General features: G+C 31.6%; 16 protein-coding genes. 10 read left to right on the top strand and 6 right to left on the bottom strand.

The genetic code is table 11. The features are described 5' to 3' along the window. Window positions 1–6: 6 nt before the first annotated feature. From metE to luxS, 4 genes are all read right to left on the bottom strand, one after another. A complete protein-coding gene (metE, locus tag KAR67_RS03405; RefSeq protein WP_162284666.1) occupies window positions 7–2271 on the bottom strand; it encodes a 5-methyltetrahydropteroyltriglutamate--homocysteine S-methyltransferase in 2265 nt (754 codons plus the stop codon). A 22-nt stretch (window positions 2272–2293) separates the two neighbouring features. Further along, window positions 2294–3064, bottom strand: a complete 771-nt coding sequence (locus KAR67_RS03400) for a MetQ/NlpA family ABC transporter substrate-binding protein (RefSeq protein ID WP_002781303.1) — start codon at window positions 3062–3064, stop codon at window positions 2294–2296. A gap of 13 nt (window positions 3065–3077) precedes the next feature. Then, complete coding sequence (locus KAR67_RS03395; RefSeq protein WP_002829553.1) at window positions 3078–4070, bottom strand: isopenicillin N synthase family oxygenase; 993 nt, start codon at window positions 4068–4070, stop codon at window positions 3078–3080. A gap of 315 nt (window positions 4071–4385) precedes the next feature. Then, a complete protein-coding gene (gene luxS / locus KAR67_RS03390; protein WP_002786475.1) occupies window positions 4386–4880 on the bottom strand; it encodes an S-ribosylhomocysteine lyase in 495 nt (164 codons plus the stop codon). A gap of 114 nt (window positions 4881–4994) precedes the next feature. Between luxS and gatB the strand changes: the two genes are divergently transcribed. The 3 genes from gatB to KAR67_RS03375 are packed head-to-tail and all read left to right on the top strand — an operon-like array spanning window position 4995 to window position 8502. Beyond that, entirely contained in the window at window positions 4995–6413 is a 1419-nt protein-coding gene (gatB, locus tag KAR67_RS03385; protein WP_002786474.1) for an Asp-tRNA(Asn)/Glu-tRNA(Gln) amidotransferase subunit GatB, read from the top strand. After that, on the top strand, window positions 6413–7312 hold the full coding sequence (locus KAR67_RS03380; RefSeq protein WP_192801057.1) for an NAD(P)H-dependent glycerol-3-phosphate dehydrogenase: 900 nt from the start codon (window positions 6413–6415) through the stop codon (window positions 7310–7312). Before gatB ends, KAR67_RS03380 begins: the two co-directional genes overlap by 1 nt. Before the next feature lie 8 nt (window positions 7313–7320). Further along, window positions 7321–8502: a metal-dependent hydrolase gene (locus KAR67_RS03375; RefSeq protein ID WP_002836318.1), complete on the top strand. Its 1182-nt coding sequence runs from the start codon at window positions 7321–7323 to the stop codon at window positions 8500–8502. A gap of 7 nt (window positions 8503–8509) precedes the next feature. Here the strand turns inward: KAR67_RS03375 and KAR67_RS03370 are convergent, their stop codons facing one another. Beyond that, window positions 8510–10036 (bottom strand): inorganic phosphate transporter, encoded by a 1527-nt coding sequence (locus KAR67_RS03370; RefSeq protein WP_002790080.1) that lies wholly within the window; start codon window positions 10034–10036, stop codon window positions 8510–8512. A 143-nt stretch (window positions 10037–10179) separates the two neighbouring features. Between KAR67_RS03370 and KAR67_RS03365 the strand changes: the two genes are divergently transcribed. Continuing rightward, window positions 10180–10983: an inverse autotransporter beta-barrel domain-containing protein gene (locus tag KAR67_RS03365; RefSeq protein WP_053875390.1), complete on the top strand. Its 804-nt coding sequence runs from the start codon at window positions 10180–10182 to the stop codon at window positions 10981–10983. Here KAR67_RS03365 and KAR67_RS03360 read toward each other — a convergent pair. Continuing rightward, the gene (locus tag KAR67_RS03360; RefSeq protein ID WP_002788132.1) at window positions 10980–12356 is read right to left on the bottom strand and encodes a cation:dicarboxylase symporter family transporter; all 1377 of its coding nucleotides are present in this window, start codon (window positions 12354–12356) and stop codon (window positions 10980–10982) included. The two genes, KAR67_RS03365 and KAR67_RS03360, sit on opposite strands and share 4 nt — an antisense overlap. Window positions 12357–12612: 256 nt before the next feature. Between KAR67_RS03360 and cetC the strand changes: the two genes are divergently transcribed. The 6 genes from cetC (at window position 12613) to petA (ending at window position 18929) form a co-directional block, all read left to right on the top strand. Next, entirely contained in the window at window positions 12613–13107 is a 495-nt protein-coding gene (gene cetC / locus KAR67_RS03355) for an energy taxis response protein CetC (protein WP_002777342.1), read from the top strand. A 120-nt stretch (window positions 13108–13227) separates the two neighbouring features. Next, entirely contained in the window at window positions 13228–14607 is a 1380-nt protein-coding gene (gene cetA / locus KAR67_RS03350) for a bipartate energy taxis response protein CetA (RefSeq protein ID WP_002788358.1), read from the top strand. A 17-nt stretch (window positions 14608–14624) separates the two neighbouring features. Beyond that, window positions 14625–15122, top strand: a complete 498-nt coding sequence (gene cetB / locus KAR67_RS03345) for a bipartate energy taxis response protein CetB (RefSeq protein WP_002792258.1) — start codon at window positions 14625–14627, stop codon at window positions 15120–15122. A gap of 86 nt (window positions 15123–15208) precedes the next feature. Next, complete coding sequence (mnmG, locus tag KAR67_RS03340; protein ID WP_002784393.1) at window positions 15209–17068, top strand: tRNA uridine-5-carboxymethylaminomethyl(34) synthesis enzyme MnmG; 1860 nt, start codon at window positions 15209–15211, stop codon at window positions 17066–17068. After that, entirely contained in the window at window positions 17068–18336 is a 1269-nt protein-coding gene (locus KAR67_RS03335; RefSeq protein WP_002795584.1) for an arsenic transporter, read from the top strand. The genes mnmG and KAR67_RS03335 overlap by 1 nt, the downstream gene beginning before the upstream one ends. A gap of 89 nt (window positions 18337–18425) precedes the next feature. After that, on the top strand, window positions 18426–18929 hold the full coding sequence (petA, locus tag KAR67_RS03330) for a ubiquinol-cytochrome c reductase iron-sulfur subunit (protein WP_002780564.1): 504 nt from the start codon (window positions 18426–18428) through the stop codon (window positions 18927–18929). The last annotated feature ends 1 nt before the right edge of the window (window position 18930 follow it).

The raw sequence follows: 18930 nt of genomic DNA, 5'->3' as shown, positions 1-18930 counted from the left end.
ACCCCCTTATAATTTCTCTCTTATTTTTTGTGTGGCAATAACTAAATTTTTAAGAGCAGCTACAACTTCTTCATAACCCCTTGTTTTAAGTCCGCAGTCTGGGTTGATCCAAATTTGCTCTTTAGGCAATTTGTTAAGAATTTTTTCTATGGTTGAGCTTATTTCTTCCACGCTAGGCACCCTAGGGCTATGTATATCATAAACTCCTGGTCCAACTTCAGTTTGAAAGTTAACAGCTTTTAGGGTATCTAAAAGATTGAGATTTGATCTTGAAGCTTCAAAAGATATTACATCTGCATCCATTGCATCAATTTCTTTTAAGATATCGCTAAATTCGCTATAACACATATGGGTATGAATTTGTGTTTTGGTTTTTACTCCGCTATGTACAAGATTGAAAGCAGGAATCGCCCAATCTAAATATTCACTATGCCAATCGCTTTTTCTTAAAGGCAGTTTTTCTCTTAGAGCCGCTTCATCAATTTGTATGATTTTAATGCCCGCATTTTCAAGATCTAAAACTTCATCTCTTAAAGCTAAAGCTATTTGCTCGGTGCTTTCTTTTAGGCTGATGTCTTCTCTTGGGAAAGACCAATTGAGTATAGTCACAGGACCTGTTAGCATACCTTTTACGATTTTTTTACTCAAGCTTTGAGCAAATTTAGACCATGCTAGAGTGATAGGTTTTGTGCGTGATACATCGCCCCAAATTACAGGTGGTTTTACGCATCTTGTTCCATAGCTTTGAACCCAGCCATTTTGAGTAAATAAAAAGCCTTTTAAATTTTCTCCAAAATATTCCACCATATCATTTCTTTCAAATTCCCCATGCACTAAAACATCAAGTCCTATTTCTTCTTGAATTTGGATACATTCTTTAATTTTTTGTTGATTGAATTCAGTATAGTTTTGTGCTGAAATTTTTTCTTGTTTAAAAGCAAGACGATTAGAGCGTACATCAGCACTTTGAGGAAATGATCCTATGGTTGTGGTTGGTAAAACAGGAAGTTCTAAAAATTCTTTTTGAATTTGGATACGCTCTTTAAATTCAGGCTTTCTTACAAAATCTTCTTTTTTTAGAGTTTGAAGTCTAGCTTTTACTTTTTCATCTAAACGATTAGGAATATTTTTAAAGAGTTCTTGATTGGCTTTAAAAAGAGGATTATCTTCATTGCTATTTATGATAGCTTTTAAGTCTTGTAATTCTTTAAGTTTTTCTTTTGCAAAAGAGAAAAGTTTAAGATAACTTGAATCTAATTTAGTTTCAAATTCTGTGCTATAAGGAACGTGCAAGAGTGAACACGAGGTATTTATAACTATATTTTGAGTGTATTTTTGAAGTTCTTTGATAAGTTTTAAGCTTTTTGCGTAATCATTAGCATAGATATTTTTACCATTTACTATACCTGCAAAAAGTATTTTGTCGTTAGCAAAACCATGTTTTTGGATTAAATTTAAACTTTCTTTGCCTTCTACAAAATCAAGCCCCAAAGCATCAAAATCACTTTCTAGAAGTTTAGTATAAATATCTCTTAAATCTCCAAAATAGCTTTGAAGCAAGATTTTAACTTCTCCCTTGTGTTTTAAAAGTTCTTTGTAAAATTCTTCAAATAAAGCAATATCTTCTTGATTTAAATCATAAACTAAATAAGGTTCATCAAGTTCTAACCATGCTACCCCTAATGAATTAAGCTTTTTAAGAAGTTCAATGTATGCTTGTAAAAGCTTGTCTTTAGCGAGTTGTTTAGTATTTTCATCTTTAAAGGCTATGAGTTTAAAGAGGGTAAAAATTCCCACTAAAACAGGTTTTGTTTCTATGCCAAGCTCTTTTGCTTCAAGGTATTCTTTAAAAATTTTATCTCCACTTAAAGCTATAATACTTGCATCATCACACTCAGGTACTAAATAATGATAGTTTGTATTAAACCATTTTTTCATTGCTAGAGCTATGGTATCTCCATTTTTTCCTTGATAACCACGACTTTGTGCAAAATACTCATCTAAAGGATCTAAATTTAAATCTTTATAGCGTTTTGGAGTGATATTAAAAAGCACAGCCACATCTAGTACATTATCATACAACGAAAAATCATTGCTAGGAATGAAATCAATCCCCGCATTTTGGATATCTTTCCAATGTCTAGCTCTTAAATTTTTAGCAGTTTCTAAAAGCTCTTCTTTAGAACTTTGAGCTTTAAAATATTTTTCAATAGCAAATTTTAATTCCCTATTTGCACCTATTCTTGGGTAAGAAATGATTGAATTTTTCATATTGTTCTCCTTTGTTGTTAAATTAAAAAGTAGGGATTAAAGCACCCTGATATTTTTCTTCTATAAAATTTTTAACTTCATCACTTTGTAAAGCTTTGACTAAGGCTTTGATTTTATCAAGCTCTTCATTTCCTGCTTTAACGGCGATGATATTGCCATATTCGCTATATTTATTTTCTGTATAAAGTCCATCTTTTATAGGATTTAAGCCCGATAAAATTGCAAAATTACTATTGATAAGAGAGTAATCTACATCATCTAAACTTCTTGTAAGTTGGGCATCTTTTAATTCTACAAATTTAAGATTTTTAGGATTTTTTACGATATCCAAAGGCGTAACAAGTTCGCTATCTTTAATCTCGATTAATCCCGCACTTGCTACTATGCGTAAAGCACGACTTTCATTTGTAGGATTGTTAGGTATTGATATACTTGCCCCTGTTTTAGGTTGAAATTCTTTATGTTTTTTAGAATATACCGCCATAGGTTCGATATGAATACTAGCAACTTTTACAAGATGAGTGCCTTGTCTTTGATTAAATTCTTTCAAATAAGGTTCATGCTGAAAATAATTTGCATCAAGTTCGCCATTTTCCACCATAATATTAGGAATCACCCCATCATTAAATTCGTAAATTTTTAAATCATAACCTTGCTTTTGAAGAGTAGGTTTGATAAACTTTAAAATGTCTGCATGTGGGACAACTGAAGAACCTACTTTAAGTTCTTCATTAGCCCAGGCAAAGCCTGTAAAAAGAGTTGCTATGCAAAAAGCTTTTGCAAATATAGTCATTATTCCCTCCTTTTTATGCGAAACTGAATTTTTCTATTAAATCGCTGTGATAAATGCGTGCTACATCAGGATGTGAGCGTATCATTCTTTTAAAATAGTTGCTAGCAACATTTCTTAAAAGTGGATTTTTTGGATCTGTATCCACGCCCTTGCTTTCTTGGACAAGTTCAGGATTTAATGGAAAAATAGGAATATCTTTATCAAGCTGCACTCCAAGGAAATAAGCTATACTAAAGCGTTCTTTAGGGCTTAAATTTACTCGGTGTATAGTAGCTTTTAGATAACCATTAGTAGCTAATTCTAAAAATTCTCCTATATTAACCACAACACTACCTTCAAGTGGAGGAACACTAATCCATTGATCGTCTATGAAAGCCTCAAGTCCGTTTTGCTCTTCTTGAAAAACAAAGGTAATAAGTCCACCATCTTTGTGTGGTCCTACTCCTCGAGAGGCATCTTTGGAGCTTTTTGGATAGTGTATGATTTTACAATGTTCATAAGAATTTTCACCATAGAGTTTACCAAAGGCATCGCTAGGCAGATCAAGAGCTTCGGCAAATGCTTGTAAAATTTTTAAACAAGCGTTTCTTGTTTGTTCGTGCCAAGCTAAAAATATTTCTTTAAGTTCAGGAATTTCATCAGGCCATAAATTTGGACCTTCTAATCTTTGCCATAGGGGCGAATTTAAATCCCATTTTAAAGCTTTTCTTTCTGTGCCTATGTCAATTTGTTCTCTATAATCTTTTTCTCCAGCAGTATATTCAAAGCCTTCGCTTGTATAACCTCTAAATTGAGGCGAATGCACCATGGAAATAAGTTCTTTAGAGCTTCTAGGAAGATTGAAAAAATCTTTACTAAGTTTAAATAATTTTTCATTTAAATTTTTATCGATACCGTGATTGATAAGATAAAAAAAACCTACATTTGAAGTAACTTCTCTTAGATTTTTAAGAAAGGCACTTTTGTCTTTTTCATAAATCTTTAAATCAAGTACAGGTAAATTCATTTTCTCTCCTTAAAATTATATTTAAGGATAAGAAGATATCTTAATGTTTAGATTTTGTTTCGTAAGATTTAACTAAAAATTAGGATTTTAAGTTGTGTTTTGAAAAAAATAAACTTTTTGACTTTTCTACACATTATATCTCCTTATCCACCTTTTGGGCCTTTGGAAACATAATGTTAAAGCCAAAGGACGCACTAGATATTACACATCTGGCACATCAGTTTCATTTTTTCTCCTTAGAAAGTTAAATTCTGCACATTGTATAAAAAAATATATTAAAAAAAGCTTAGTCCTTAGAAATTTAAGGACTAATTTTTAGATATTTTCAAGTTTTAATTCTTCGTTGTTCATTATGCCTATGGTAGAATTTAAAACTTTTTGTGCAATTTCTTTTGCTTCATCCAAAGAATGCATAGCACAAGTTCCACATTGATAGATATTGAGTTCAGGAATTTGACTTTGATCGCTCACATTTAAAATATCTTTCATTGAGGCTTCCCAAGCTTTAGCAACACTTTTTTCATCAGGTGTGCCAATTAAACTCATATAAAAACCTGTGCGACATCCCATAGGCGAAATGTCGATGATTTCAACCAAATCCGAATTTAAATGATCTCTCATAAAACCTGCAAATAAGTGTTCTAGTGTATGCGTACCTTTTTCACTCATGATGTCTTTATTGGGTATGCAAAAACGCAAGTCAAATACGCTAATATCATCGCCTTTTGGTGTCTTCATTGTTTTAGCTAAACGCACAGCGGGTGCTGGCATTTTGGTATGATCTACTTTAAAACTATCAAGTAATGGCATTTTAACTCCTTTGTATATAAATTATTTTATAGATTATAACATTTAAAAATAATATTTAAAGCCTTTCTAAAAGAAAAAAGGATAAAATAAAGCATTAAAATTCAAGGAAAATCAATGTTTGAAGTAGTTATAGGACTTGAAGTACATACTCAACTAAACACCAAAACAAAAATATTTTGCTCATGCGCAACTTCTTTTGGAGAAGCTCCAAATACAAATGTTTGTCCCACTTGTTTGGCTTTACCGGGTGCTTTACCTGTTTTAAATGAAGAAGCGGTAAAAAAGGCCATCGCTTTTGGGAAAGCGGTAAATGCCACTATAAACAAAAAAAGTGTTTTTAATAGAAAAAATTATTTTTATCCAGATTTGCCCAAAGCTTATCAAATTTCACAATTTGATATTCCTATAGTAGAAAAAGGTGAGCTTTTTATCAATATAAATGGCGAAAATAAACGCATAGGTATTACAAGAGCGCATTTAGAAGAAGATGCGGGTAAAAATATCCACGAAAATAATTATTCTAAAGTAGATTTAAACCGCGCAGGAACTCCTTTGCTTGAAATTGTAAGCGAACCTGAACTTAGAAGCAGTGATGAAGCAGTGGCGTATCTTAAAAAACTTCATTCTATCATACGTTTTTTAGATATTTCTGATGCAAATATGCAAGAGGGAAGTTTTAGATGTGATGCTAATGTAAGTATAAGACCAAAGGGCGATACTAAGCTTTACACTAGAGTAGAGATTAAAAATCTTAATTCTTTCCGTTTTATCCAAAAAGCTATAGAATATGAGGTAAAAAGACAAAGTGAGGCTTGGGAAGATGGAACTTACGAACAAGAAGTAGTTCAAGAAACCAGACTTTTTGATACAACAAATTTAGTTACAAGAAGTATGCGTGGTAAAGAAGAAGCGGCAGAATATCGCTATTTTCCAGATCCTGATTTGTTGCCTGTTTTATTAAAAGATGAGTTTTTGGATATTAAAATCCCTGAACTTCCTGATGAGAAGAAAGCACGCTTTATAGACGAGCTTGGTATAAAAGAAAGTGATGCTGAGGTTTTAATCAGTTCTTTAGAAATGAGTCGTTTTTTTGAAAGTTTGATTGCTTTAAATTTAAATCCTAAGCTTTGTGTAAATTGGTTAAATACTGAACTTATGGGACTTTTAAAAGGGGAATTAACGATAGAAAATTCCCCAGTAGATGCGATCAAACTTGGTACCTTAATTAAACGCATAGAAGAGGGTGTGATCAGTGCAAAAGCAGCAAAGGATGTTTTAGCTCATGTTTTTGAAAATCCAGATATGGATATTGATGAAACGATTGAAAAGTTAGGGCTTAAGCAGGTTAGCGATGATTCAGCTATCGAAGCAGTAATTGAGCAAATTTTAAATGCCAATGCTGATAAGGTTGCAGAGTATAAAAGCGGGAAGGATAAGCTCTTTGGTTTCTTTGTAGGGCAGACTATGAAAGAAGGTAAGGGAGCCTTTAATCCTAACAAAGTCAATGAAATTTTAAAAGCAAAGTTGGGCTGATGAGCAAAATTGCAATCATCGGCGCAGGAAAATGGGGCAGTGCTTTATACAGTGCTTTAAGTATTAATAATACTTGTTTTATGACTTCTCGCACACAGCGAGATTTGCCTTATTTTGTGAGTTTAGAGCAGGCTTTGAATTGTGAATATTTGGTTTTTGCTTTAAGCTCTCAAGGAATTTATTCTTGGCTTAAACAAAATTTTGTTAACAAGGGTCAAAAAATTCTTATCGCTTCTAAGGGTATAGATACTTCAACTTGTAAGTTTTTAGATGAAATTTTTAGCGAATTTATAGATAGAGATAAGCTATGTGTTTTAAGCGGTCCTTCTTTTGCAGCCGAAGTAATGCAAATTCTTCCTTGTGCTTTAGTTGTAAGTGGGATAAAAGAAGAATTATGTAAAAAATTTGCAAGTTTTTTTCCAGATTTTATTAAAGTATATACAGATGATGATGTGCGCGGTGCTGAAATTTGTGGCGCTTATAAAAATGTTTTAGCCATTGCTAGCGGTATAAGCGATGGTTTAGGACTTGGAAATAATGCAAGGGCTTCTTTGATTTCTAGAGGTCTTATTGAAATGCATCGTTTTGGTAAATTTTTTGGAGCTAAGGAAGAAACTTTCTTGGGGCTTGGGGGCGCAGGAGATTTATTTTTAACTGCAACTAGTGTACTGTCAAGAAATTATCGCGTGGGTTTGGCTTTGGCAAAAGAAAAAAAACTCGATGATATTTTACAGGAATTAGGTGAGGTGGCAGAGGGGGTAAAAACAGCCTATGCTATAGCAAAGATTTCAAAAGATAAAGCAATTTATACACCTATTGTAAATGAAATAGTACAGATCTTGCAAGGAAAAAATGTTAAACAAGCAGTACAAAATTTATTAAAAACAAAGGATAATTAGGAGTTTCAATGCTGATTAAAAATGCTAAAATTTATGGTGAAAATTTACAAGATCTTTTAATTAAAGATGCAAAGATAGTAAAAATAGGCGCAAATTTAGACGATAATGATGAAGTATTAGATGCTCAAGGAATGACTTTATTGCCATCCTTTGTAGATTTATGTGTAAATTTAAAAAATGATAAATTCTCCCTAAGCAATTTAGAACTCTTAGAAAAAGAGTGCTTAAGAGGAGGGGTTGGTGCTATAATCTTGCGTGATTGCATGGATTTTGATGAAGAAAGCTTTTCGCTTTTTTTGCAGAATTTAAAAACTAGAAAGATTCAAATTTTTCCAAGTATTTGTGCTTTAGACAAACAAGGCAAGCTTAAGAATTTAGCTACGCTTTTTAACAAAGGTGCGCATGCTCTAGAACTTAAGAGTTCGAGTAATGCAAATATTTTGCGTGTAGGTATGCAATATGCTTTAATGAAAGAAAAAAGTATTTTTGTAAAATGTCATGATGAGAATTTTGATGATAATGGCGTGATGAATGATTGTGAGACAGGTTTTGAATTAGGTCTTGCAGGCATGAGCGCAGTAGCTGAAAGTAGTGAAGTAGCAAAGATTCAAGAAATAGCTAAATTTTATGGTGTTAAAGTGATTTTTGATCTGCTCAGTCTTAAGCGTTCTATAGAGCTTTTAGAGGATGAAAATTTAAAACTTATCAGCATACATCATTTAATCAAAGATGATAGTGCATGTGCTGGATTTAATACAGCAGCAAAACTCAATCCACCTTTAAGAAGCAAAGAAGATAAAGAAAGTTTGAAACAAGCTTTAAAACAAGGAAAGATAGACTTCTTAAGTTCTTTACATAGCGCAAAGTCTATTTCTTTAAAAGATCTAGCTTTTGATGAGGCGGCTTTTGGCATTCATAGTGTATGTGAATTTATGAGCCTTTGTTATACTTTTCTTATCAAAGAAGATCTTCTAACTTGGCAAAATCTTTGCAAAGCAACAAGCCAAAATCCAAGTGAATTTTTAGGTTTAAATAGTGGAATTATAGAAGTTGGTAAGGAAGCAAATTTGGTTCTTTTTGATGAGAATGAAGAAATTTTTGCTCCAAAAAGTTCTCTTTATTCTGAGGATAAACTTTTTGGAAAGATTAAAATGCATATAATTAAAGGAAAAAATATTTTAGAAAAATAAGCTTTACTTAAATTCCTAAAGATAGTTTAAATCCTAAAAATACAAGTGCTGCCATAATACCAGCGGCTGGTAAAGTGATAATCCAAGCCAATCCTATAGGCTTCATCATAATCCAATTTGCATTTTTATTATATACCCCTATACCCAAAACTGCACCGATTAAAATATGTGTTGAGCTTACTGGAATTCCAAATTGAGTTGCTAAAAGTATGACTATACTTGCTCCAAGTTCTGCACTAAATCCTGTGGTAGGGCGTATAGAAGCTAGCTTAGAACCCACAGTGGTAATTACTTCTTTTCCTAAAAACCAAAGTCCTATAACCAAAGCGACTCCAAACATAGCTAGAGCAGCAAAAGGTACGGGAGAATTTGCATTGATAGTACCGTTTTTAAGAACATCTAAAATCGCAGCAAAAGGGCCAATAGCATTAGCTATATCATTAGCCCCATGAGAGAAAGCAAAACTAGAAGCGGTAAAAATTTGAAACCAAGCAAAAAGTCTATCGGTCGTTTTGTTTAATTCGGTTTTTTTAACAATCTTTACTATGGCAAAGGTTACAACATAGCTTATGGTTCCTACAATTCCTATAATCCAAAAATTTTGCAAAATATCTAAAGTGCTAACATTATTTAAACCTTTAAATAAAAACATAGCAGCAATTATAGCAGCTCCAATGCAAGCGATAATAGGCATATGTGTTTTTAAAACAGAATAAATATCTATATTTTTTTCTTTTTCTTTAAATTCTTTGATTTGATTTTTATAGAAGCTATTTTCTTGTCCTTCATCCTCTAAGGCTATGGCTGAGAGTTCTTTGATTTGCTCTTCCATACTTTTGGTTTTAAGATTTAAAAAATAATTTTCTTTAAATTTCTTTCTTTCTTTTTTTAAATTTTTTAATTCTTCGCCAAGTTTCTCTGAGGGTTTGAGTATTTTTTTATCTATATAAGAGTAGATGATATAAGCTACAAGTCCTCCTAAAAGAGGTGAAATCACCCAAGATACAGCAATCCTTACTATTTCGCTCCATTTAACCATGGATAAGGTTTGTGATCCATCAAATTTTAAAAGCCCCATCATGATACTAGCTCCAACTATACCACCAATGATACTATGTGTAGTAGATACAGGCAAGCCTTTTTTTGTGGCGATAAAAATCCAAACACCCGAGCTTAAAAGAGCGGCTAGCATGATAGCAACAAAAAGCATAGGATCAAATTGTTCAGGAAATATAACTATTCCACTGCGTATAGTTTTGGTTACTTCAGCCCCTGCAAAAATAGCACCGCTGAGTTCAAAAACAGCTGCTATGATCAAAGCTTGTTTTATGGTTACGGTTTTAGCTCCCACACTAGTACCAAAAGAATTTGCTACATCATTTCCGCCTATGTTAAATGCCATAAATATGCCAAAAATGGAAGCGAGTATAAAGAGTATGAGTTGGTGCTGGGAGATATAGCCAAATCCCCAAATGATAAATGCGATTACGCTAATGGTAAAGATGATAAATGCGATAAGATTATCTTTTTGCATAAAGTTAAGCCTTTTTTAACTTTAATTATACCCTTATAATCCTGAATTTGCAAATTTTAGAGCTCTTATTCTCTGTAGCTAATTTTTATTTATTTTAATTTTTTATAATGAAAAATAAATAAATTATAATTTTAGGAAAAGTGATGAAAAGTATTTTATATATGCTTATACTTTTTTTCTCTTTGCTAAATGCCGATGAGTTAGATAATGCCTTAAAAAATAATCAAAATAAATGGCAAAAATTTAATTATCAAGCTACCCAAAAAGCACCGACAATAAAGGAAGAAAATATTGATTTTAAAAGTGCTTTAAATGGTATATTATCTAATGTATTAGAAAATAAAAATGGTATTGATAAAACGGATGGAAATTTAGATTTTCAAAATGAAAATGTGCAAATTAAAAATTTAAACTCGCTTTATGAGGGGGAGAATAATTCTTTGCTTTTTCAAAAAGAATTTTATGCTACACAAGATAGTTATAATTATTCAGGTGGTTTAATCAATCGTTATGAGAAAGATGATTTTTTATTGGGTATAAATGGCTTTATTGATGGGCAAAAAGAGCAAAAAGAAAGTAAAAGCTTTGGAGCTGAATTGGGTTATTATCAATTTGTAAAAGCTTATAGTAATTATTATGTTCCAAATGAAGCAGATGAAAATTTGCAGTTTGGAGTAAGTTTTACTATACCATCTTATAGTGCTTTTATCTTTGATATCAGCAAGGATAGTGAGAAGATAAATTATCAAGTGTCGTATTCGCCCTATAGTGTTTTGAGTTTAAAAATATTACGCCGTGATTTTAGTGCAAATGAAGCTATTGACGATACTGTTTTGCAGGTGGGTTTTAGTTTCAAATTTAATGAGAGCTTTGTGAAGCAACTTAGAAAAAAGGATAATGCCTTGCAAGAAGTTAATCGTTATGACTTCTTGCAAAGGGTGCGTTAATGCATACCAGCATTGTGGAATTTTTCTGGATTATCTAGAGCGTAGCGGAATTTTTCCCAGTCAATTTGCTTATCCCATATTGCTACGATTAAAGCTGCAACTGAATTTCCACAAAGATTTCCAACCGCTCTCATTTCTGACATAAATTTATCAACCCCTAAAAGAACTCCTATCGCAGCTACAGGTAAAACTTGTGCTAAAGTTGCATTTGCTTCAGAAATTTCCATATTGCCTAAAGCGGCTAGAGTACTTCCAAGAACAATAAATCCTGATCCTGTAACACCTACTGCACCTTTTGAAGCTATCATCAAGACTATTAGAATACTTATTTCATGAGCTAAGCTTAAATTTACATTGAAAGCTTGAGCTAAGAAAATCAAACTCATAGCTAGGTATATATTGGTACAATCAAGATTAAAACTATAACCTGTTGGTAAAACAAGTCCGACAGTGGCCTTAGAAAGACCTGCTTTTTCAAGTTTTCTCATCAAAGGAGCAAGAGCGGATTCGCTAGAGCTTGTTGCAAATACTATAAGTACTTCTCTAGAAATAAAGCGCATAAATTTAAATATATTGACTTTTGCAAAATAACAAATTAAACCTAAAATTCCAAAAATAAAAATAAGACATGATACAAGCATAACTAGTAATAAATATGCAAGATTAATTAAAGAGCCTAAACCGTATTGGGCTATAAGTACCGCCATAGCCGAAAAAGCAGCAACTGGACTAAAATACATGATAACTTGTAAAATTTTAAAGACAAAGTTTTGAATTACTTCAAGAACTCTTTGAATAGCTTGTCTATCTTCTATTCTCATTAAAGAAATAATAAGAGCTGTAATGATAGCAATAACTAAAACTTGCATAGTTTTGCCCTCGGTAAAAGGAGTTATGATATCCCTTGGCATAGCATCTTGTAAAATATGCATGATCTCTGAACTTGCACTTACTTCAGTTGTTTGAGAAATGTATTTTTGCACGCTTGTAGTATCAAGTTGTTTTGGATCAAGATTCATCCCGTGACCAGGTTGCATTATGTTTGCCATAAAAATACCTAAAGCAAGCGCTAAGGTACTTACAACTTCAAAATAAATAACTGCTTTAGCACCTATACTTCCAACTTTTTTAAGGCTTTCAAGGCTAATGATACCTAAAACTAGGGTAACAAAAATAATAGGACCAATAAGAACTTTTAAAGCGCTTATAAAATAATCAACTCCAGGTTTACTCGCTATAGCCATTTCTTTATTTACATAGCCAAGCACAATGCCTGCAACAATACCTACAATAACCCAAAAACCCAAACTTTTAAACATGCGTTTATATAATGGAGGTTTTCTTTCTGCAAAGGTTTGACTTAAAGTTTCCAAAATAACTCCTTATAATTCCACTTTTAGAGATTAAGTTAATTCTAAAAGTTTAGCAAAAAATAAATAGAACATAGTTTAAATAATTAAAACAAGTTTTTAGTAAAATCAATTTTTTTAATCGTGTTACTAAATTTCTCAATTATTATGATTTTATTTATCTCATTAAATATCATAATTAATTTATTTATTTTTTATTATAAATAAATTATAATAATTTGAAATTATATTTAAAATTTTAAGGAATTAAAATTAAACTATGGAAGAAATATTCTTAGCAAAAGATGCTCTTATCACATCCAAGACTGATCTTAAGGGAAATATCATTTATGCCAATAATGACTTTTTAAAATACGCAGGTTATAAAGTTGATGAACTTTTGTATAAATCTCATAATATAGTAAGACATGAAGATATGCCACGCACTGTATTTAAATGTCTTTGGGATTATATTCAAAAAGGAGATGAAATTTTTGCATTTGTGAAAAATAAAGCCAAAGATGGTAATTTTTACTGGGTTTTTGCAAATGTAAGTGCTTCATTTGATGCTAATGGAAATATCATCAATTATTATTCTGTTCGTCGTGCACCCAATAGAAAATCTATTTCTATAATTGAAGAAGTTTATAAAATTTTACTTGAAAAAGAGAAAAAATCAGGTATTAATGCTGGAGTTTCAGCTTTAATGGATATTGTAAGTTCTTATAAAATGACTTACAATGAGCTTATTTTTAACTTACAAGAAAATAATTAAAATAAGATATATCTAATCTTTATTATTATATAATCTTCTACTAAAAATTAAATCAGTGCATCGTTAAAGTATTGTTTTGATTTATGATTTCAAAAAATTTTCAATAAAAGGGGTAAATTTATGGTGAAAAATGGATTATTATTAACTATTTTTCTAAGCATTATTGGTATTTTAGGTGCTATTTTTTTTCATATTTATGTTGGAGTGATAATTTTTATTTTAATCGCTGTTTTAATGATTTATTTGTTTAGACAACACAAAGATGAGCAAATAATGATAGATAAACTTTTGGTTCTTTGTAGAGAGTTAAAAGAAGGAAATTTTGACAATAGAATTATCTATGTAAAAACAAAAAGCAAAAAATTAGCCGAAATAGCAGATAATCTTAACAATACTATTGATGGGCTAGAAGCTTACTTAAGAGAAATTAATACGTCTATTTCTTGTTCTCAAAAAGGTGAATTTTATCGCAAGGCTTTGCCTGAAGGTTTAAAAGGAATTTTTGCTCATAATATCGAATTTATAAATAAAGCTTTAGCAAACATAGAAGTGACAGCAAGATCTACTTTTAAAAATGCTTTATCAAGAACTTTAATGGATTTAAGCCTTGGAAATCAAAATAAAGACATGTCTCAAATTTCTAGCTCATTAAATCAAGATATTAGCATGATGAAAAATGTATATGATACAGTGGATGCCATTTCTCATACAGCTACAGAAAATGGTTCAGAGGTGGATTCTCTTCAAAGTGCTATGGGTTCTTTAATGGATGTTGTAAATTCGAGCAAGGAGACAGTACAAACTTTTGTGGCTAATTCACAAAATATCACTTCAGTGGTTGAAGTAATACGTGATATAGCCGATCAAACCAATCTTCTAGCTTTAAATGCTGCTATTGAAGCTGCGCGTGCAGGAGAGCATGGTAGGGGCTTTGCGGTTGTGGCTGATGAAGTTAGAAAGTTAGCAGAAAGAACTCAAAGATCTACAAGCGAAATTTCTATTGCAATTCAGACTATGCAACAAGATTTTGTAAATATCCAAAGTGGCAGTGAGCAAGTTTTTAACATTGTTAGTGAATCTGAAGAAAGAATTAATAAATTTTCTCAAGCTTTTAAACGTCTAGAAGAAAATAGTAGTGCTCTTGGTGTTAATTTTGGATCCTTTGCAAAGAGATTGATTTTGTCTGTGGTTAAAATCGATCATATTCTTTATAAATCAAATATATATTTAAATTTAAATGGGGCTCAAAATTTCAATCTTGAAAGTGTAGATCCAATTTCTAATCTTTGTCAAGATGAGAGAGCTCAAGGTGTTATTAATGAGCTTAGTTCTGAAACTGAGTTAAATTTAGCTAAAGAATTTATAAAAGATAACGCTAAAAAAGCAATAGAAGAATCAAGTCAAGATTATATCGATCAAAAAGCTTATGATGCGATTGTAAATGATATTAAATCACTAGAGCAAAGAAGTGCTGAAATCTTAGCAAAATTAAAAATATAAATTAAGAGGGTGGGAAAATGTCAAGAGAAATTTTTTTACAAGAAGATAGTTTAATTACTTCTAAAACAGATTTAAAAGGTAGAATAGTTTATGCAAATGATGATTTTTTAAAATATGCAGGTTATACCATGGGTGAAGTTTTAAATAAACCTCATAACATAGTAAGACATGAAGAGATGCCAAAAACTGTTTTTAAATATTTATGGGATTATATGAGAGAGGGTAAGGAAATTTTTGCTTACGTAAAAAACAAAACCAAAGATAATAATTATTATTGGGTTTTTGCAAATGTAACTCCATCAATAGATATTAATAATAATATCATAGGCTATTATTCCGTTCGTCGTATGCCAAATAAAAGCGCTATTTCTACGATAGAAAGCCTTTATAGTGATCTTCTAAGAGTAGAACAACAACAAGGTTTAAATAAGGGTGTTGAGATGCTTAAAAATTTCTGCAAAGATGCAGATAAAACTTATAATGAGTTAATTTTCTCTCTTCAAGAAGCTAGATAATTTTTTGTTAGACTTAAAACGAGTTTGTTTTAAGTCTAAGTATTATATAATCTTTCTTTTAATAATTCACATTTTTAAGGCAAAATATGTTTGATGTCATTGTTATAGGTGGCGGACATGCGGGTGTTGAAGCAAGTGCTGCTGCTGCTAGAATGGGTAAAAAAACCTTACTTTTAACTACATTGATTGAGCAAATAGGAGCAGCAAGTTGTAATCCGGCTATAGGAGGGCTTGCAAAAGGACATTTGGTAAAAGAACTTGATGCCATGGGTGGTCTTATGGGTGAAATCACCGATGAAGCAGGGATACAATTTCGCATTTTAAATGAAAGTAAGGGTGTTGCGGTGCGAGGAAGTAGGGCGCAAATTGATATGGATAAATATCGTATCGTTGCACGCAATAAGCTTTTAAAGCTTAAGAATTTAGAAATTTCTCAAGAGCAAGTATGCGAATTGATTTATGAAAATGGTAGCGTTGTAGGGGTTAAAACCAATCTTCAAAATACTTATGAAGCGAAGAAAGTGATCTTAACTACAGGGACTTTTTTAAACGGACTTATCCATGTGGGGGAAAATAAACTTACAGCGGGTAGGGTAGGGGAGCTTGCCTCTGTGAATTTGGGTCAGAATTTATTAAGTACTAGCTTAAAAATGGGTAGACTAAAAACAGGGACTTGCCCAAGAGTGGATGCTAAGAGTATTGATTTTGATGTATTAGAAATTCAATACGGCGATCAAAACCCTAAAGCTTTTAGCTTTAGAACAAAAAATTTTAATCCTATACAACTTCCTTGTTATATCGCACGCACTAATACAACTACACATGAGATTATTAAGAATAATTTTTATCGTGCTCCACTTTTTACGGGACAGATTGAAGGTGTGGGGCCAAGATATTGTCCTTCTATAGAAGATAAAATCAATCGTTTTAGCGACAAAGAAAGTCATCATCTTTTTATAGAGCCTCAAACTATCGATGCGACGGAGTATTATATTAACGGTTTTTCTACTTCTTTACCTTATGAAGTACAAACTCAAATGTTACGCTCAGTAAAAGGTTTTGAAGAGGCTAAAATTACACGCTTTGGCTATGCTATAGAATATGATTATATAGAACCAACGGAGCTTTATCATACTCTAGAAACAAAAAAAATTAAAAATCTTTATTGCGCAGGACAAATTAATGGCACTACAGGATATGAAGAAGCAGCGGCTCAAGGTTTTATGGCAGGAGTGAATGCTGTTTTAGCTTTGGATAATAAAGAACCTTTTATTTTGCGTAGAGATGAAGCTTATATCGGTGTTTTGATTGATGATTTAGTCATTAAAGGCACAAAAGAGCCTTATAGAATGTTTACTTCAAGGGCTGAATTTAGACTGCTTTTAAGAGAAGAAAATGCCATCGTAAGACTTGGAAAGTATGGTAAAGAGTTGGGTCTTTTAGAAGATGAGTCTTATCAGTTTATAGAAAATATTCGTTTAAATACTCAAAAAGGACTTGAATTACTTCTTGAAAAAGAATTTACTCCAAATACTGAAAATAATGCCTTTCTAGCGAGTATAGGAGAGGAAAAAATCACTTCCATAGTCAATTTGCAAAAAATTGTCGCAAGATCGAGTTTTGATATAGAAAAGCTAAAAAAATTAAATACGATTTTTGAGAATATGGATGAGTATTCTTTAAGAGAAATTTTAAATGAGGCTAAATATTATCATTATATCGCTATGCAAAAATCACAAGTTGAAAAAATGAAAAATTTAATTGATATGAAAATTCCAAGTGATTTTGATTTTACAAGTGTGAGTGGATTGAGTAATGAAGTTGTAGAAAAACTTCAAAAACATAAGCCTTTAACGCTTTTTGCAGCGAGTGAGATCAGTGGGATTACCCCTGCGGCTTTGGATATTTTACAAATTTATATAAAAATGCAAAAGAAAAAATCTTAATGCTTGCCAGTGTAATTTTTATAATTACCTTGATTTTACTTTTTTGGCGTCCGTGGAATTTGCCTTTATGGTTGATTGCTATTTTTGGGGCTTTGTTTGCATTTATTTTTAAGCTGGTTAATTTAGAGGATGCTTCTTTTGTTTTTGATCTTGTTTGGGATAGCTCCTTAACACTTGTGGGCTTGATTATACTTTCCTTTAGCTTGGAAGTGTTAGGGTTTTTTAGCTTTATAGCTATAAGAATTTTGCGCCTTTCAAAACTTAAAAATTCTCATGCAATTCACACTAAAAAATTAATGCTTTTTATGCTCGCTTTTGTTTTTTGTCTTTCGGCTTTATTTGGAAATGATGGAGCTATTTTAATCATTACGCCTATTGTACTTGCGCTTTTTTCAACTCTTAAAAATTATAAAGAAAGCGCTATCTTAAGTGCATTTTTACTCAGTGTTTCTTTTTTGTGCGATGCAAGTTCAAATGCTTTAATTATCTCAAATTTGACAAATATTATTACAGCTAATTATTTTAATCTTGATTTTTTAGAATTCGCTAAGACTATGTTTTTGCCTAATTTATTTGTGCTATTGTCTACTATTATAATGGTATTTTTGATTTTTGCAAAAATATTACCTAAGGGGCTTGAAATCAATATTTTATCAAATGATTGTATTTCGGTAAAGCTTTTTATTTTTTGTGTTATTTATTTAATATTTTTTGTATCAAGTTTTTTTATAGGAGAAATTTATAACTTAAATGCTAGTTTTTTTGCTGTAAGCGGCGCTTTACTCTTTTGGTTTTTTGTTTGTTTTTTAAAAAAAAGAGAGGCATTGAAAATTATCAAAAATGTACCTTGGGGTATTTTTGCTTTTAGTTTTGGACTCTATATGGTGGTTTTTGCCTTACATAAAGTTGGAATCAGCGATATTTTAATTTTTATCTATGATATTTTGGCTCAAAATGCAATTACTGCTATTTTTGGAACAGGGTTTATCTCGGCTTTTCTTTCTTCTGTATTTAATAATCTGCCTATGGCATTGATTGGCGATTTGGCTTTAAAAAATTTTCCTCAAAGTATGGTTTATGCACATCTTTTAGGAGTTAATATAGGACCAAAACTTACTCCCATAGGTTCTTTAGCTACCTTGCTTTGGTTGGGACTTTTAGCAAAAAAAGGTATAGAAATTTCTTTTTGGAAGTATTGTAAATTTGGTTTTTTAATCACTTTACCAGTACTTACTTGTTCACTTTTTGCACTTGTTTTACAATATTAAAACAAAACTTAGTAAACAAAGAAAAAATTTATTTTATTTTAGATACACTAATAATTTGGTTAAAAATAAAAAAACGAAAGGACAAAGTTATGGCTACATCTGAAAGTAGACGAAGCTTTATGGGTTTTGCATTTGGAACAGTAGCTGCTGTAGGCGGTGTTTTTTCACTTGTTGCGGTGAAAAAAACTTGGGATCCGCTTCCAAGTGTTAAAGCTGCGGGTTTTACTACAGTAGATTTATCAGGAATGCAAGATGGAGAGCTTAGAACTATAGAATGGCGTAAAAAGCCTATTTTTATCTTAAAAAAAGATCCAAATATGGAAAAGGATACAAAGCGAGATGTTGTGGTAGATAATGCTGCATATACTGTTGTTATAGGACTTTGTACTCATTTGGGTTGTATTCCTGCTTATCACGCAAGTGAGCAACTTTTTAAATGTGCCTGTCATGGTGGTGAATTTGATACAAGTGGAAAAAATACCTTTGGGCCTCCTCCAAGACCTCTTGATATACCTCCTTTTAAAATAGATGGAACCAAACTTGTTCTAGGTGAAGAAGGTCCAGAATACAAAAAAATGACGGAGGAAGCTTAAT

Source organism: Campylobacter sp. JH32, assembly GCF_017846535.1.
Classification (GTDB): domain Bacteria; phylum Campylobacterota; class Campylobacteria; order Campylobacterales; family Campylobacteraceae; genus Campylobacter_D; species Campylobacter_D coli.
This window is presented reverse-complemented; position numbering and strand designations above follow the sequence as displayed.

Excerpts from the sequence above, each read along its gene's own strand:
- metE (WP_162284666.1), bottom strand. The coding sequence starts at position 2,271 with ATGAAAAATTCAATCATTTCTTACCCAAGAATAGGTGCAAATAGGGAA.
- KAR67_RS03400 (WP_002781303.1), bottom strand. The coding sequence starts at position 3,064 with ATGACTATATTTGCAAAAGCTTTTTGCATAGCAACTCTTTTTACAGGC.
- KAR67_RS03395 (WP_002829553.1), bottom strand. The coding sequence starts at position 4,070 with ATGAATTTACCTGTACTTGATTTAAAGATTTATGAAAAAGACAAAAGT.
- luxS (WP_002786475.1), bottom strand. The coding sequence starts at position 4,880 with ATGCCATTACTTGATAGTTTTAAAGTAGATCATACCAAAATGCCAGCA.
- gatB (WP_002786474.1), top strand. The coding sequence starts at position 4,995 with ATGTTTGAAGTAGTTATAGGACTTGAAGTACATACTCAACTAAACACC.
- KAR67_RS03380 (WP_192801057.1), top strand. The coding sequence starts at position 6,413 with ATGAGCAAAATTGCAATCATCGGCGCAGGAAAATGGGGCAGTGCTTTA.
- KAR67_RS03375 (WP_002836318.1), top strand. The coding sequence starts at position 7,321 with ATGCTGATTAAAAATGCTAAAATTTATGGTGAAAATTTACAAGATCTT.
- KAR67_RS03370 (WP_002790080.1), bottom strand. The coding sequence starts at position 10,036 with ATGCAAAAAGATAATCTTATCGCATTTATCATCTTTACCATTAGCGTA.
- KAR67_RS03365 (WP_053875390.1), top strand. The coding sequence starts at position 10,180 with ATGAAAAGTATTTTATATATGCTTATACTTTTTTTCTCTTTGCTAAAT.
- cetC (WP_002777342.1), top strand. The coding sequence starts at position 12,613 with ATGGAAGAAATATTCTTAGCAAAAGATGCTCTTATCACATCCAAGACT.
- cetA (WP_002788358.1), top strand. The coding sequence starts at position 13,228 with ATGGTGAAAAATGGATTATTATTAACTATTTTTCTAAGCATTATTGGT.
- cetB (WP_002792258.1), top strand. The coding sequence starts at position 14,625 with ATGTCAAGAGAAATTTTTTTACAAGAAGATAGTTTAATTACTTCTAAA.
- mnmG (WP_002784393.1), top strand. The coding sequence starts at position 15,209 with ATGTTTGATGTCATTGTTATAGGTGGCGGACATGCGGGTGTTGAAGCA.
- KAR67_RS03335 (WP_002795584.1), top strand. The coding sequence starts at position 17,068 with ATGCTTGCCAGTGTAATTTTTATAATTACCTTGATTTTACTTTTTTGG.
- petA (WP_002780564.1), top strand. The coding sequence starts at position 18,426 with ATGGCTACATCTGAAAGTAGACGAAGCTTTATGGGTTTTGCATTTGGA.